We start from the raw sequence: 12,721 nt of genomic DNA, 5'->3' as shown, positions 1-12,721 counted from the left end.
TGTAACTCCCCCGGCAAAGTTTTTGGCCTTCTGACAGGAGTTACAGCATGAAGCTAGCAGTGATGATGGGCACGCTGTGTATTGCCACCGTCGCAATGGTGGGTTGTTCCAGCAAAACCGTCGACCCGAAAGAGTACTCCGGCTTCCTCAAAGACTATAGCCAGCTCAAGGAGGCCAAATCACCGTCCGGTGCCGAGGTGATGCGCTGGATGGACCCGAAATTCGACATCAACAAATTCACCAGCGTTTACATCGAACCGAGCCAGCTTTATCCCAAGCCACAACCCACCGCGAAAATCCCGCAGCAAACCCTCAACGGCATCACCAGCTACTACGATCAGGCGCTCAAGCGTGAAATCGGCAAGTCGCTGCCTCTCGCCACTGGCCCAGGCCCGGGCGTGATCGTGGTGCGCCCGGCAATCACTGCCGTGAGCAGCAAGACCGAAGGCCTGCACGCTTATGAAGTGATCCCGATTGCACTGGTTGCTGCCGCAGTCAGCACCGCCAGCGGTATTCGCGATCAGGAAACCACGCTGGCCACCGAAGCGGTGTTCATGGATGGCGGCAGCAACAAAGTCGTGGCGCAAGTCGTGCGTAAAGGCACCGGCAAACCACTGGAAAATGACTCGCAAGTGATGAAAGCCGATGACGTCAAAAAGGTCATCGATGGCTGGGCGGTCGACATGCATCAGATGTATCTGAAGCTTAAGGCAGAGGCTAAATAATGCAGCGGGGCTGATGGCCCAATCGCGAGCAGGCTCACTCCTGCAAGGGTTCTGTTTTGGTCACAAGATGTGTGTCCACATGAACCTCCTGCAGGAGTGAGCCTGCACGCGATGGCGGTCTGTCAGAAACCGGATCACTGTCCGGTAAACCAGCGGAAATACGGATTCCCGCCATCCCAGCGCATCACCTCGCGCATATCCCGCCCCCACGCATCCCGGTCGCCGTCATAGGCGTGCAGGCTAGCCCGATAAAACTGCATCAGGCGCTGGCGATGGCTATCCATGCGCTCAATGAAAGCAGGATCGGCATTCACCAACGGCGGCGACTGATACAGGTCCAGCAGCGCCGGTAATACCCGTGTGATCTCCTTGCTGCGCACCCACGGCGCGTATTCGATACGTGGCTGATCGTCGGTTACCGCAGGCGCATCGGCGGCGAAGCGTTCAAGTCCGGCGCGATCCGTCACCCAGGTGGCGAGCAGCGCGGCGGCCGAGCCGATGCCGACATCCTGCAAGGTACTGCGCACGTTGTCCTGCTGGAAACGCGCGGTGATTTTCGCGGCGTCCAGTTGCATCGGCTGCATTGAGCCGACCAGCAGCATCTCGTGAAACTCGCTGGTCCACAGCGAGGCATACGGGAACACATCCAGGAAACTGCGCACCAGCGAACGTGAATCGTCGATGTTCTGTGTCGGTAACGGCAGCCATTGCGCGACGATGCCCTGTTGCTCCAGACGGCTGGCCGCCAACTGATAGAAATCCCGCGAATACAGATTGACCACGCCGGCCGCAGAGGGCGGTGGCGGTTCGAGGGTGATCAGGTCGTAGGTTTGCGCGCTGCGCAGCAGTTCCTGACGCCCGTCGCGCAGGCGCACATCAACGCCGGGATCGCTGGCGGCATTGAAGTTGCCCTTGAACAGCGGCGCGGCTTTGACCACCGATGGCAGCAACTCGGCCACCACCCGGTGTTCCAGCCCCGGATAGCGCAACATCGCGCCAGCCGTGATGCCAGTGCCAAAACCGATGACCAGCGTCGAGCGCGGTTCACCGTTGTGAATCAGCAGCGGCAACAGCGCCTGAATGCGCATGTATCGCAGGGAGGGCATGGCATCACCGGTATTCGACACACCTTGAATGTACAAACGGTGAAAGCTGTTTTCGCCGCGACCTTGAGCCACCACCGCCACGGTGCCGCCGCGACCCTCTTCGTAGAACGACAGCGTGCCGTTGCGTGCACCGGGCAACAGGCTGGCGAGTTTGTCGACCGGGGTGAACACGGCCAGGACAACCGAGACCAGACCGAGGGCGACCACCACCTGACGCCGGCCTTTCTTGACGTGATGACCTTTGCGCACGGCAAAGTAGCCGATGCCGGCAGCGATCATCGCCAGCAGGCCCAGCGTGCGCACCAGCCCCAATAGCGGGATTAGCAGGAAGCCGCAGAGCATCACCCCGACAATCCCGCCGAGGGTATTGAACGCCACTACCGCGCCGACATCACGGCCGACGCGTTCGTGGCCGACACTCAAACGCAACGCCAACGGAAACGCCGCACCGAGCAACAACGTCGGCACAAACACGATGCTCAACGCTGCCACGGCGAAGCGCGCACTCATGCCGGCCAGTTCATTGGCGCCCAGACTCAACAGCCACATTTCCGCCTGACTTTGCGCGATCACCAGCCAGCGCCCGAGCAGGGCGATTTCCAGCAGCGCGACCAGCCCGGCGCCTGCAATCAGCAGGCCGAACACGCCCCACGGATCACGGATGCGTTCGACCCGGCGCGCGAGCAGGGCGCTGCCGATAAACAGCCCGGTCAGATAGGTCGCCAGCACCACGGCAAATGCGTAGGTGCGGGTGCTCATGAATTGCACGATCGATTGCGACCAGACCACTTCATAGCCCAGCGCCACGCCACCGGCGATGGAGTACAGCCACAGCGCGGTGCGATCCGTGGCTTTCTCTGCATGATGTTTTGCAGCAGTTACAACCGGGGCCGGCCGTTGCCGGGCAAACCACAACGCACCGACAGCGGCCAGCAGATTGAGCATCGCCGCGAACAAGGCACTGCCACGCACGCCGAGGCTGGCAATCAACACGAACGCGGCGAGCAGGGTGCCGACAATCGCCCCTAAAGTGTTCGCCGCGTATAACTGGCCGCCGGCCTTGCCCGGGTCAGCGGCCAGCGAACGCACCAGCACTGGCAGGGTGCCGCCCATCAGCACCGCAGGAATGCCGACCAGCGCGAACGGCAACAGCCATGCAACCACCCCGACGTGCCCTTGCAGCCAGGCAAACGGACTGGCCGCTAGGCTCATGGTCACGGTCGCGCCGACGCCAAGAATTGCCACCAGCACTTCCAGTCCGGCATACAACAACACCGGTTGCTGCAAGCGATCGGCCCAGCGACCGAACAGCCAGCCACCGATCGCCAGCCCGGCGAAAAACGCGCTGATGCCGGTGGTGATCGCGTACACCTCGACCCCGACCACCAGTGACAGCTGCTTGATCCACAGCACTTGATAAACCAGCGCGGCGGCGCCGGAGATGCACAGGAGCAGGGCGGGGACGAGCAAGGCTGGGGAGGTGGTTTGTGTGACGGGTATGGCCGATGGCTTGCTGGCGATACGTGAGGACATGCGAAGGCCTTAATTCAAGAGTCACGGTGACTGGCTGATCGTTCCCACGCTCTGCGTGGGAATGCCTCACTGGACGCTCCGCGTCCGCTTCGGCAAAGGACGCGGAGCGTCCCGGGCTGCGTTCCCACGCAGAGCGTGGGAACGATCAATAAGGCCGCCCGCCGGTGAGGGCGAGCGGCAGTCCAGCGGTTTTACTGTGCAGCTTTCATTTTCTCAGCGATTTTCGCGTCTACCGCAGCACGGATCTGGTCGATGCTGAAGCTGGCCGGTTTCTGGCTCGGTGGGTAATCGACGAAGGTCTGCAGGAATGCGGCGGACTTCATCACCGCGACCTCGGTCAGATAAACGTTCTTGGTCGTCCAGTCCGAGTACTGGTCGGAAACGACGTCGGCACGTTCATACGGGTCCATGCGCAGGTTGAAAATCTTCGGCACGCGCAGGCATACAAATGGCTCGCTCCAGACTTTAAAGCCGCCGGGTTCACGCTGTTCGCAGAAGACCGCTTTCCAGTTGTCGTAACGCATCGACACCAGCACGCCATCGTCGTTGAAATAGTAGAACTCTTTGCGCTCACCCTTTGGTTGCTGGCCGGTCAGGTACGGCAGTTGGTTGTATCCGTCCAGATGCACCTTGTAGTTGGCGCCGCCGGACGTCGGTGCCCAACCTTTGAGCAACTTGTCTTTCACCCCTGCATCACCGGCAGCGGCGAGCAGTGTCGGGAACCAGTCCAGACCGGAGAACATCTCGTTGGAGACTTCACCCGGTTTGATCTTGCCTGGCCAGCGCACCATTGCCGGAACCCGGAACGCACCTTCCCAGTTCGAGTTTTTCTCGTTACGGAATGGTGTAGTTGCGGCGTCCGGCCAGGAGAACTGGTTCGGGCCGTTGTCGGTGGTGTAGACGACGATGGTGTTGTCGGTGATTTTCAGGTCATCGAGGGTTTTCAGCAGTTTGCCGACGTCGCCGTCGTGCTCGAGCATGCCGTCGGCGTACTCGTTGCCGGCCATGCCGCTCTGGCCCTTCATCGAATCACGCACATGGGTGAACAAGTGCATGCGCGTGGTGTTCATCCACACGAAGAACGGCTTGTCGGCCTTGGCCTGCTTCTCGATAAACGCTTGGGCTGCGGCGGTGGTTTCGTCGTCAATGGTTTCCATGCGCTTGGTGGTCAGCGCGCCGGTGTCTTCGATCTTGCCATCGGCGAAACTGTGGATCACGCCGCGCGGGGTAAAGGCCTTGGTGAACTCGGGGTTGTCCTTGGGCCAGTTCTCGCGTTCCGGTTCTTCTTCGGCGTTGAGGTGGTACAGGTTGCCGAAAAACTCGTCGAAACCGTGATTGGTCGGCAGATATTCGTCACGGTCACCGAGGTGGTTTTTGCCGAACTGGCCGGTGGCGTAACCTTGCGATTTCAACGCTTGAGCGATAGTGATGTCACGTTTCTGCAGGCCGACCGTTGCGCCCGGCAAGCCCACTTTCGAAAGGCCGGTGCGCAACGGCGTCTGGCCAGTGATGAACGAGGAGCGGCCGGCGGTGCAACTGTTCTCCGCATAGTAATCGGTGAACATCATGCCTTCTTTGGCGATACGGTCGATGTTCGGGGTCTTGTAGCCAACCACCCCCATCGAATAGGCGCTGATATTGGTCTGGCCGATGTCATCGCCGAAGATCACCAGAATGTTGGGTTTTTCAGCCGCTGTGGCCGTTGCCGACAGCGCCATGACCGAAGTCGCCACTAAGGCGAGCTTGGGTAGCCACTTGCGTATGCGAGTCATCTGACTTGCTCCTTTTCGCGGGGGTCGTTTATTGCGACTAACGTTTATTGCAGTCCTGCATCACGCTTTCTTATTGCACCTGCCCGGTTGCCGGCGATTCGAACGGGTAGATCCGGCGCCATTCGGACGCCATGTCGACCACGGTCCAACCACGGGAATTCGCTTCGTCGAGGGCCTTGTCGAGCCGGCCGATATCGGATTTTCGGTCGTACGCCCATTCGCGCTTGGCGTCGGTGTGGTGCACCAGTCCCATGAAGCGCTTGCCGGAACCGGCGGCCGTCCACTGCAGCATCTGCAGGTCGCCGTCGGAATTGCCGAAGGCGAGGATCGGCCGCTTACCGATCACCGCATCAATGCTTTCCGGTTTGCCCGGGCCGTCGTCGTTGTGCGCCAGTTTCGCTGTGCGCACGATCGAGGCCTGACCGTCCTTGTATTGGAATGAAGTGATGAACGTGGTGCCGATCACTTGTTCTGGCGGGATGCCGTAGACCTTCTCGGCGAAGGCGCGCATGAACCCGGTGTCGCCGCCGGAGACGATGTAGGTCTTGAAGTCCTGTTTGCGCAGGTAGTCGAGCATTTCCAGCATCGGCTGAAAAATCATTTCGGTGTACGGCTTGCCGGTTTTCGGATGCCGTGCCTGACTTAGCCAGGTCTTGGCGTAGTCATCGAAGGCTTCGATGGTCATGCCGGTGTGAGTCGCGCCAACAATTTTCAGCAGGCCATCCATGCCTGAGGCGGCCAAGGCCTTGTGATCGTTCTCGAGTACAGCTTTGAACGGTTGGGTGGTCTTCCATTCCGGGTGCTGTGCAGCGGTGCGCTTGACCTCGTCGAAGGCAAACAGCAATTCGAAATAGGCCGGTTGTTCACTCCACAACGTGCCGTCGTTGTCGAACACGGCGATACGGTCGCCCGGTTTGACGAAGTCCTTGCTGGTCTGGTCGGTCACGGTCTGCACGAATTCGATAATGCTCTTCTTCGCCGGGCCGTCATTCCACGACGGCAGCGGCTCGTTGGCCTGGGCCAGCAGCGGCAGGGCGAGACCAAACAACAGGGCCAGTGCGAAACGTTGGCGGTGCAGTAGCGCAGTCGTCATGGGAAATCCTTCTCGTGAACGGGGTTGAGCGGGCGCAGGGCCGAGGCCGGTTTCGCGTGTTGCTGTTCGGCCTGACTGTGAAGCGTAGTCAATGATTCGCGCAGTTGAACGAGTGTTTGCTCGGTACTCGGCTGGCGACCGTAAAGCCCGCGTAACAGTCCTTGCAGGCGCGGGCCGGCATTGACCAGTTTCAGCCCCAGGCGACTGCGCCGCAGCCACAGGTACAGCGCCGTCAATTGCGCCGGACTGGCTTGCAGTTGGGCAGTGATTTGTTGCCAGGCGAAATCAGCAGATTGCTGCCATGCCCGTTGCTGCGCTTGCCGGCGTGCATGCCACTGTTGCCTGGCGCGGATGAACGCAGGACGCAGCAGATAAGCGGCGGCAACGACAGCGCCAATCAGCGTTAGCCACAACAGCCAGCGGGTGGAGAAACGCAGATGATTCTGGCCCAGTTGCTTAAGGTCTTCGCTGATCGAAAATACCGGTTTGTAGGCAGTGCCAGCCGCTGCTTCGAAGGTCACCGCCGGCACTTGTGCGGTGCGCGATTGCCGAGTGCTGGCGTCCCACCATTTCACTTCAATGGCCGGCAGCGTATGCGAGCCGGCCTTGTCGATGCGGTAGGTGACGCTGTCGATGCGCTGACCGCCGAGGATGTCACCGCGACCGTCATCCAGCGCAGTGACTTGCGGGGTTTTGGTATAGCGGCTCAGACCGGGGATATCCCCGAGCGTTGGAATCGGCAGGGCCATCGCCAATGCGCCGTCCGCTTGCAGGGTCAGTTGGCGGGTGATGCTGTCACCGACTTTCAAGGGAGTCGCCGAGTTTGTGACGGTCTGGGTGAAGCGCAAACCGGTAGCCACCAACGGTGTTTCCCCGGGTTTGAAACCGGGCGGTTGTGCGGCGCTGAACTGCACCGGTTGGCTTTGCGCAGTGATTTCTGTCGTGGCTTGGCCGGGTGTCGCGCGCACGGTCAGAGAAGGGATATCAAACGTGCGCGCAACGTTCGGGGTGATCAGGTAGCTGTAGCGCAAACCGCTGAAGGCTTGGCCGTCGATGGTTTGGTTGAGGTGCTGCGCCTGACCGTCCGGCGGCATGACCAGCGCGCCGTCGAGTTTCAGGTCGGGCACGGTGGCGGCGCTGGTGAACCAGGTGTCGGTGAGCACGTCGAGCTGCAGTTCGACCAGGCCACCGACCATCGCGCCTTCGGCGGGTTGCAGGTGGGCCTGGACTTTGAGTTGCGGGTCGGCGGCAAAGGCATTGATGCTGAACAGGCTGAACAGCAGTAAGGTGCCGACGGTTGTGGCGACTGAATGGGCCTCTTCGCGAGCAGGCTCGCTCCCACATGGGTGTTGTGTACGGCGCGAATCCGCTGTGGGAGCGAGCCTGCTCGCGAAGGCCGCAATTCGGTTCATGGCCTGGCTCCCTGCTGATCCTGCAAGCTGAATTTCTGCTTGAGAAACTTCGCCGGCGAAGTGGTCAGGTTCTGCAACCACAAAGCATCGGACGCGGCCTGTTCGGTCTCGACCTTTTTGCTCTGGCCCTTGCCCGGTGCCTTGTCGAATTTCACCTCATCGGGTTTGGTCTCCGGGGCGTTTTTCTCGGCGCTTTCGGTGTCCTTGAGCAGCGCCTGCGCCAGGGCCAGATTGGCCGTGGCTTCGGGGAACTGCGGTTGCAGCTTCAAGGCCTGGGTATAGGCGGCGATGGCTTGATCAAACTTGAAGCGCCGAACGTAAATATTGCCCAGATAGAAATACGCCTGCGGCGTGTCGAGCCGCGCGAAGGTCGCCAGTGCGAGGTCGTAATCGGCCGCGTGATACGCCGCGACACCTTTCCAGTACGGGTCGACAAACAGCGCCGCTGCTTGCGGCAGATGCTCATGCTCGAACGCCCAGCGACCTTGCTGGTCGCGGGTGAAAAACGCATCGGTCAGCGCATTGGCCTGCGCCGGTGCCGCTGGCCAACCGAGGCCAATCGCCAATGCCAACGCGGGCATCCAGTTGACGCTCCAGCCCTTGCGCACATTGATCAGCGCCAACAGCAACAGCGGCCAGCACAGCCAATAGCCGGCGTCTTTCCAGTGCAGTTCGCGCTGCTCGGCGCTGGCACTCTGAAAGTGCTGTTGCGCGTGCAGTTCGATCCAGTCCAGATCATCGTCATTGAGCGTCAGGCTCCCTAGCGGCGCATCGACGGCGGAGGCCAGTTGCTTGATTGCCGCCTGATCGAAGCTACCCAGCGCCGGGCGTCCGTTGGCATCGGTGCGCGGCTGGCCGTTGGCGTCGTGGATGACGCCACCGTCCTCACTGCCGACCGCCAGTACCAGCACTTGCAACGGACTGTCGCCCACCCGTTTGTCGAGGCCGTCGAGTTGCGTAATGTCGGCGCCGTCGGTGATCAGCAGCAGACTGCCGGGGGTTTTTTCGGCGCTGAGCAAGCGTTTCGCCTGATCGATCACCGCGCCAACATCTTTCCCCGGTTTATCGATCAACCCGCTGCCCAACGCTTGAATGAAAGTGTCGAGCAGCGCTGGATCGTCGGTGGGCGGCAACACCAGATGCGCGCTGCCGGCGTAGGCGATCAGCGCAGTGCGGGCGCCGGCGCGGCGCTGGATCAGATCGTGCAGCTTGTGTTTCGCCGCTTCCAGTCGGCTCGGCTGCACATCGCTGGCGTCCATCGACGGCGACAGATCCACGGCAACAATCAGCGGCGCACGATTCTCGAGGAAGTCCGGTCGGTCCTGTTCCCAGGTCGGCCCGGCGGCTGCGACCGCAGCGAGGATCAACAGCGCGCACAGCAGATGCACCGGGCGCAGGCGCTGATGGTCCTGCGGCGTTACCAGAAGGTGTGGCAACAAGTGCTCAGCGATATTGCCGCGCAACCGTCGTTGCAGGTCGCGACCGCGCCGCCAGAGCAGCGGCAGCACGGCGCCGAAAAGCGCAAACAGCAACCACAGCGGGCGAAGGAAATGGAAGTCACTGAGGTTGATCTCCATCTCAGGCCTCCTGCCGCTGACGGGCAAACGCCAGGCGCACACGCAGTAGCGCGCCGAGGTGATACAGCGCCAACAGGGCAACCGCCGCGCCCAGCGGCCAGTAGAACAACTCGCGCTGCGGTTGATGGCTGAGGGTTTTCACTTGGTGCGGGGTGAGGCGATCGAGGGTGCTGTAGACCTGATCCAGGGCGGTGCGGTCTTCGGCGCGGAAGAACTGGCCGCCAGTTGTTTTGGCGATCTGTTCCAGCGCTGACAGATTGACCTTGGCCTCGCCAGACGCGCTGGGGTCGCCGATGCCGATGGTGTGAATGATCACGCCTTTGTTGGCGGCCATTTCAGCGGCGTGATCCGGGGTGATCGCACTGCTTGTGTCGTTGCCGTCGGTGAGCAGGATGAGGACTTTTTCCTGTTCGTGGGCCTTGTCCAACAGCTTTAGGCTCAAACCGATGGCATCACCGATCGCGGTATTCGGGCCGGCCATGCCGATGCCTGTGTCGGCCAGCAACAGCGAGAGGCTGGCGTGATCGAGGGTCAGCGGTGCCTGCGGATAGGCACCGTTGCCGAACACGATCAGGCCGAGGCGGTCGTCCTTGCGCTTGTCGATGAAGCCTTGCACCACTTCCTTGACGGCGGCGAGACGATTGATTTTTTCGCCGCTGGCGTTGGTGAAATCTTCGGTTTCCATCGACTGCGACAGGTCGATGGCGAGCATCAGGTCGCGTACCGGTTGTTGCCGTTCGATGGGTTTTTCAACGAACACCGGGCGCGCGGCGGCCAATAGAATCAAAGCCCAGACGAGGATGTTCAGCAGCAGTTGCCAGAGATTACGGCGACTGCCAACGATGCCCGGCGCCTCACCGACGGCCCGGCTCATCGCCGCAAAAAATGGTACGCGCACGGCGCTGCGGGCCTCGTTGTACGCGGGCAGGTAGCGGTAAACCAGCCAGGGCAGCGGCAGCAGGAGCAACAGCCACGGGTAATCAAGCTGCCACATGGTGATGCTCCATCCAGTATTGGCAGGTGTCGAACAGCGCCTGACGTTGCGGCGCAGGCAGGGCGCGCAAGGTTTCGTCGGGGGCGTAGGCGAGTTGTGCGAGTTGGTCGCTGAAGTCGGCCGGGAGCGGTTTTTTGCTGTGCTGCTGCAGAAAGTCTTGCCAATCCTCCCGCCCAAGTACCGCAGGACCCTGTGGGAGCGAGCCTGCTCGCGAAAGCGGTGTGTCAGGCGCCAAAGATATTGACTGTGCGGGCCTCTTCGCGAGCAGGCTCGCTCCCACATTGAGCGGGTTCCAGCTCGGGGATTGTGTCGGCATCGACAGCGCCACACGCTTGAGCAGCTCCGGCAATTCGCGCAAGGCATTGAGGTCATCACTGCGACCACGCAATTGCGCCAGACGCGCCAAGCCTTCACGTCGATAAGCGTCCCTGCGCCATTGCCAATAACGGCGGATACCAATCAGTAACGCGGCCAATATCAAAAGGGCGAGCAGCACCCACCAGCCCCAGGTCTGCGGCGCATAACTGATCGGTGCAGGCAGCCCCAACTCCTTGAGTTGCTCGATGCTTGGAACATTCGGATTCACCGCCGTGCCCCGGCACTTTTGCCCAGTTCCGCGCGCAGTTGTGCGTGGGCCTCTTCGGCAGTACTGAACATCATCAACGGCACCTGACTGCGGCGCAGCAGGGTGGCGACGTCCTGGAGCCGCCCGCTTAGAAAGTCCCCCAGCGGCTGATGCACGTTGCGTTTCTCGATGGCCAGTTCCACCTGCAACTCGCCTTGGGTGACCAGCAGGCGGCCATTGTTCGGCAGCTTCATCGCCAGCGGGTCGTAAACCTGCAGCGCAATCACATCGTTGTGCGCCGACAGTTGCCGCATCAGTTGCAGGGTATGTTCGCCAGCCCCGGCAAAGTCGCTGACGATGCAGATCAAATGATCATGCCCGGCCAGCGCGAGGCAGCGTTGCAGGACCTTGTCCAGTTGATCCTCGTCTTCAGCGTCGGGGCTGGCCGCGCTGAGTGCCTGATTCTGTTCGGCGATGCGGCTGAGCAAGGCTTCCACGCGTTTACGGCTGCGCAGCGGTGCGACGCTGTCGATGCGCTGATCGTTGAACACCAGCCCGCCGACCCGGTCGCCGGCGTTGAATACCATCCACGCCGCCAGTGCCGCGAGTTCGGCGCCGAGGGCCGATTTGAAACTGCGCTGCGAGCCGAAGAACATCGACATGCGCTGATCGACCACGATCAACGCCGGGCGGTCGCGCTCTTCGGTGAAGGTGCGCACCACCGGTTTGCCGGTGCGCAGCGAGGCGCGCCAGTCGAGGTGACGCAAGTCGTCGCCTGGCTGATAGCGGCGCAACTCATCGAAATTCAGGCCGCGTCCGCGCAGGCGCGAGGCATGGTTGCCGGCGAGGATGCTGTCGCGCGGCTGACGGGCGAGAAAACTCAGGTCACGGGCCTTGAACTCCAGCGCCATCAATTGCGCGAGAGAGACGTAGACCAGACCTTCGTCGTTCATGCCGGAATCGCCACTTTGTCGAGAATTCGGTCAAGTACCTGATCGGCATTCACACCGTCGGCCACGGCGTCGTAGCTCAATTGCAGACGATGGCGCAGCACCGGATGCACCACGGCGCGCACGTTGTCCGGCGAAACAAAGTCCTGACCCTGCAACCACGCATCGGCACGCGCACAACGATCCAGGCCGATGCCGCCGCGCGGGCTGGCGCCGATAGCGATCCAGCGCGCCAAGTCTTCGTCGTAATCGGCGGGGTGGCGGGTGGCGTTGATCAGGTCGATCAGATAACTGTCGATGGCCGGCGACACGTGTACCGCGCTGACTTCCTTGCGGGCGGCGAAGATTACGTCCTGCGCCAGGCTGAAACCTTTGGCCGGCGTGGTGCTCGCGCCTTGGGCGAACTCTTCGTTGCGCAGCAGGCGCAGCACCTGGCTTTCGTTTTCCGCGCTCGGGTAGTCGAGCAGCACCTTCATCAGAAAACGGTCCATCTGCGCTTCCGGCAGCGGATAAGTGCCTTCCTGTTCGATCGGGTTTTGCGTTGCCACCACGATGAACAGTTCCGGCAGCGCATGGCTGTTGCCGGCCACGGTGATCTGGCGTTCTTCCATGGCTTCAAGCAACGCGGCCTGGACTTTCGCCGGTGCGCGGTTGATCTCGTCGGCGAGAATCAAATTGCCGAACAGCGGCCCCGGCTGAAAACGGATTTCGTTTTTGCCTTCGACCTGATGCAGCACCTCGGCCCCGGTGATGTCCGAGGGCAGCAGGTCCGGAGTGAACTGGATGCGGCTCATCTTCGCGTCGAGGTGTTTGGCCAGCGCCTTGACCGTGCGCGTCTTGGCCAGCCCCGGCAGACTTTCCAGCAGCAAGTGACCGTTGGCCAGCAATCCTAGGAGGATCTGCCGGATCACTTGATCCTGGCCGAGCACCGCTTCGGCGATGCTGGCTTGCAGGGCATTGAGGTCGGTAAGCGCAGTCATGGGGGCAGTCCTTT

10 protein-coding genes are annotated in these 12,721 nt (G+C 61.6%); 1 reads left to right on the top strand and 9 read right to left on the bottom strand.

What is annotated here, in order from left to right:
• The first annotated feature begins 47 nt into the window (after positions 1-47).
• Positions 48-725, top strand: a complete 678-nt coding sequence (locus tag ACZZ0G_RS28035) for a DUF3313 domain-containing protein (RefSeq protein WP_463396406.1) — start codon at positions 48-50, stop codon at positions 723-725.
• Positions 726-859: 134 nt separating this feature from the next.
• Here the strand turns inward: ACZZ0G_RS28035 and ACZZ0G_RS28030 are convergent, their stop codons facing one another.
• The 9 genes from ACZZ0G_RS28030 to ACZZ0G_RS27990 form a co-directional block, all read right to left on the bottom strand.
• The gene (locus tag ACZZ0G_RS28030) at positions 860-3,364 is read right to left on the bottom strand and encodes a fused MFS/spermidine synthase (protein ID WP_463558435.1); all 2,505 of its coding nucleotides are present in this window, start codon (positions 3,362-3,364) and stop codon (positions 860-862) included.
• Positions 3,365-3,555: 191 nt separating this feature from the next.
• Positions 3,556-5,136 (bottom strand): arylsulfatase, encoded by a 1,581-nt coding sequence (locus ACZZ0G_RS28025; RefSeq protein ID WP_463396404.1) that lies wholly within the window; start codon positions 5,134-5,136, stop codon positions 3,556-3,558.
• A 70-nt stretch (positions 5,137-5,206) separates the two neighbouring features.
• Entirely contained in the window at positions 5,207-6,229 is a 1,023-nt protein-coding gene (locus tag ACZZ0G_RS28020; protein WP_463558434.1) for an HAD family hydrolase, read from the bottom strand.
• Positions 6,226-7,641: a BatD family protein gene (locus ACZZ0G_RS28015; protein WP_463558433.1), complete on the bottom strand. Its 1,416-nt coding sequence runs from the start codon at positions 7,639-7,641 to the stop codon at positions 6,226-6,228. Before ACZZ0G_RS28015 ends, ACZZ0G_RS28020 begins: the two co-directional genes overlap by 4 nt.
• On the bottom strand, positions 7,638-9,218 hold the full coding sequence (locus ACZZ0G_RS28010) for a VWA domain-containing protein (RefSeq protein ID WP_463558432.1): 1,581 nt from the start codon (positions 9,216-9,218) through the stop codon (positions 7,638-7,640). The genes ACZZ0G_RS28015 and ACZZ0G_RS28010 overlap by 4 nt, the downstream gene beginning before the upstream one ends.
• 1 nt (position 9,219) lies before the next feature.
• Positions 9,220-10,212, bottom strand: a complete 993-nt coding sequence (locus ACZZ0G_RS28005) for a vWA domain-containing protein (protein WP_463558431.1) — start codon at positions 10,210-10,212, stop codon at positions 9,220-9,222.
• Entirely contained in the window at positions 10,199-10,798 is a 600-nt protein-coding gene (locus ACZZ0G_RS28000; RefSeq protein WP_463558429.1) for a DUF4381 domain-containing protein, read from the bottom strand. Before ACZZ0G_RS28000 ends, ACZZ0G_RS28005 begins: the two co-directional genes overlap by 14 nt.
• Positions 10,795-11,730 (bottom strand): DUF58 domain-containing protein, encoded by a 936-nt coding sequence (locus tag ACZZ0G_RS27995; RefSeq protein WP_463558428.1) that lies wholly within the window; start codon positions 11,728-11,730, stop codon positions 10,795-10,797. The genes ACZZ0G_RS28000 and ACZZ0G_RS27995 overlap by 4 nt, the downstream gene beginning before the upstream one ends.
• On the bottom strand, positions 11,727-12,707 hold the full coding sequence (locus tag ACZZ0G_RS27990; protein WP_463558427.1) for an AAA family ATPase: 981 nt from the start codon (positions 12,705-12,707) through the stop codon (positions 11,727-11,729). Before ACZZ0G_RS27990 ends, ACZZ0G_RS27995 begins: the two co-directional genes overlap by 4 nt.
• Positions 12,708-12,721 lie beyond the last annotated feature (14 nt).

The sequence above is a fragment of the Pseudomonas sp. AC169 genome, from assembly GCF_979258515.1.
Note: the sequence above shows the minus strand (reverse complement) of the source record. Positions and strands in the feature narration are given on the sequence as shown.

Excerpts from the sequence above, each read along its gene's own strand:
- ACZZ0G_RS28035 (WP_463396406.1), top strand. The coding sequence starts at position 48 with ATGAAGCTAGCAGTGATGATGGGCACGCTGTGTATTGCCACCGTCGCA.
- ACZZ0G_RS28030 (WP_463558435.1), bottom strand. The coding sequence starts at position 3,364 with ATGTCCTCACGTATCGCCAGCAAGCCATCGGCCATACCCGTCACACAA.
- ACZZ0G_RS28025 (WP_463396404.1), bottom strand. The coding sequence starts at position 5,136 with ATGACTCGCATACGCAAGTGGCTACCCAAGCTCGCCTTAGTGGCGACT.
- ACZZ0G_RS28020 (WP_463558434.1), bottom strand. The coding sequence starts at position 6,229 with ATGACGACTGCGCTACTGCACCGCCAACGTTTCGCACTGGCCCTGTTG.
- ACZZ0G_RS28015 (WP_463558433.1), bottom strand. The coding sequence starts at position 7,641 with ATGAACCGAATTGCGGCCTTCGCGAGCAGGCTCGCTCCCACAGCGGAT.
- ACZZ0G_RS28010 (WP_463558432.1), bottom strand. The coding sequence starts at position 9,218 with ATGGAGATCAACCTCAGTGACTTCCATTTCCTTCGCCCGCTGTGGTTG.
- ACZZ0G_RS28005 (WP_463558431.1), bottom strand. The coding sequence starts at position 10,212 with ATGTGGCAGCTTGATTACCCGTGGCTGTTGCTCCTGCTGCCGCTGCCC.
- ACZZ0G_RS27995 (WP_463558428.1), bottom strand. The coding sequence starts at position 11,730 with ATGAACGACGAAGGTCTGGTCTACGTCTCTCTCGCGCAATTGATGGCG.
- ACZZ0G_RS27990 (WP_463558427.1), bottom strand. The coding sequence starts at position 12,707 with ATGACTGCGCTTACCGACCTCAATGCCCTGCAAGCCAGCATCGCCGAA.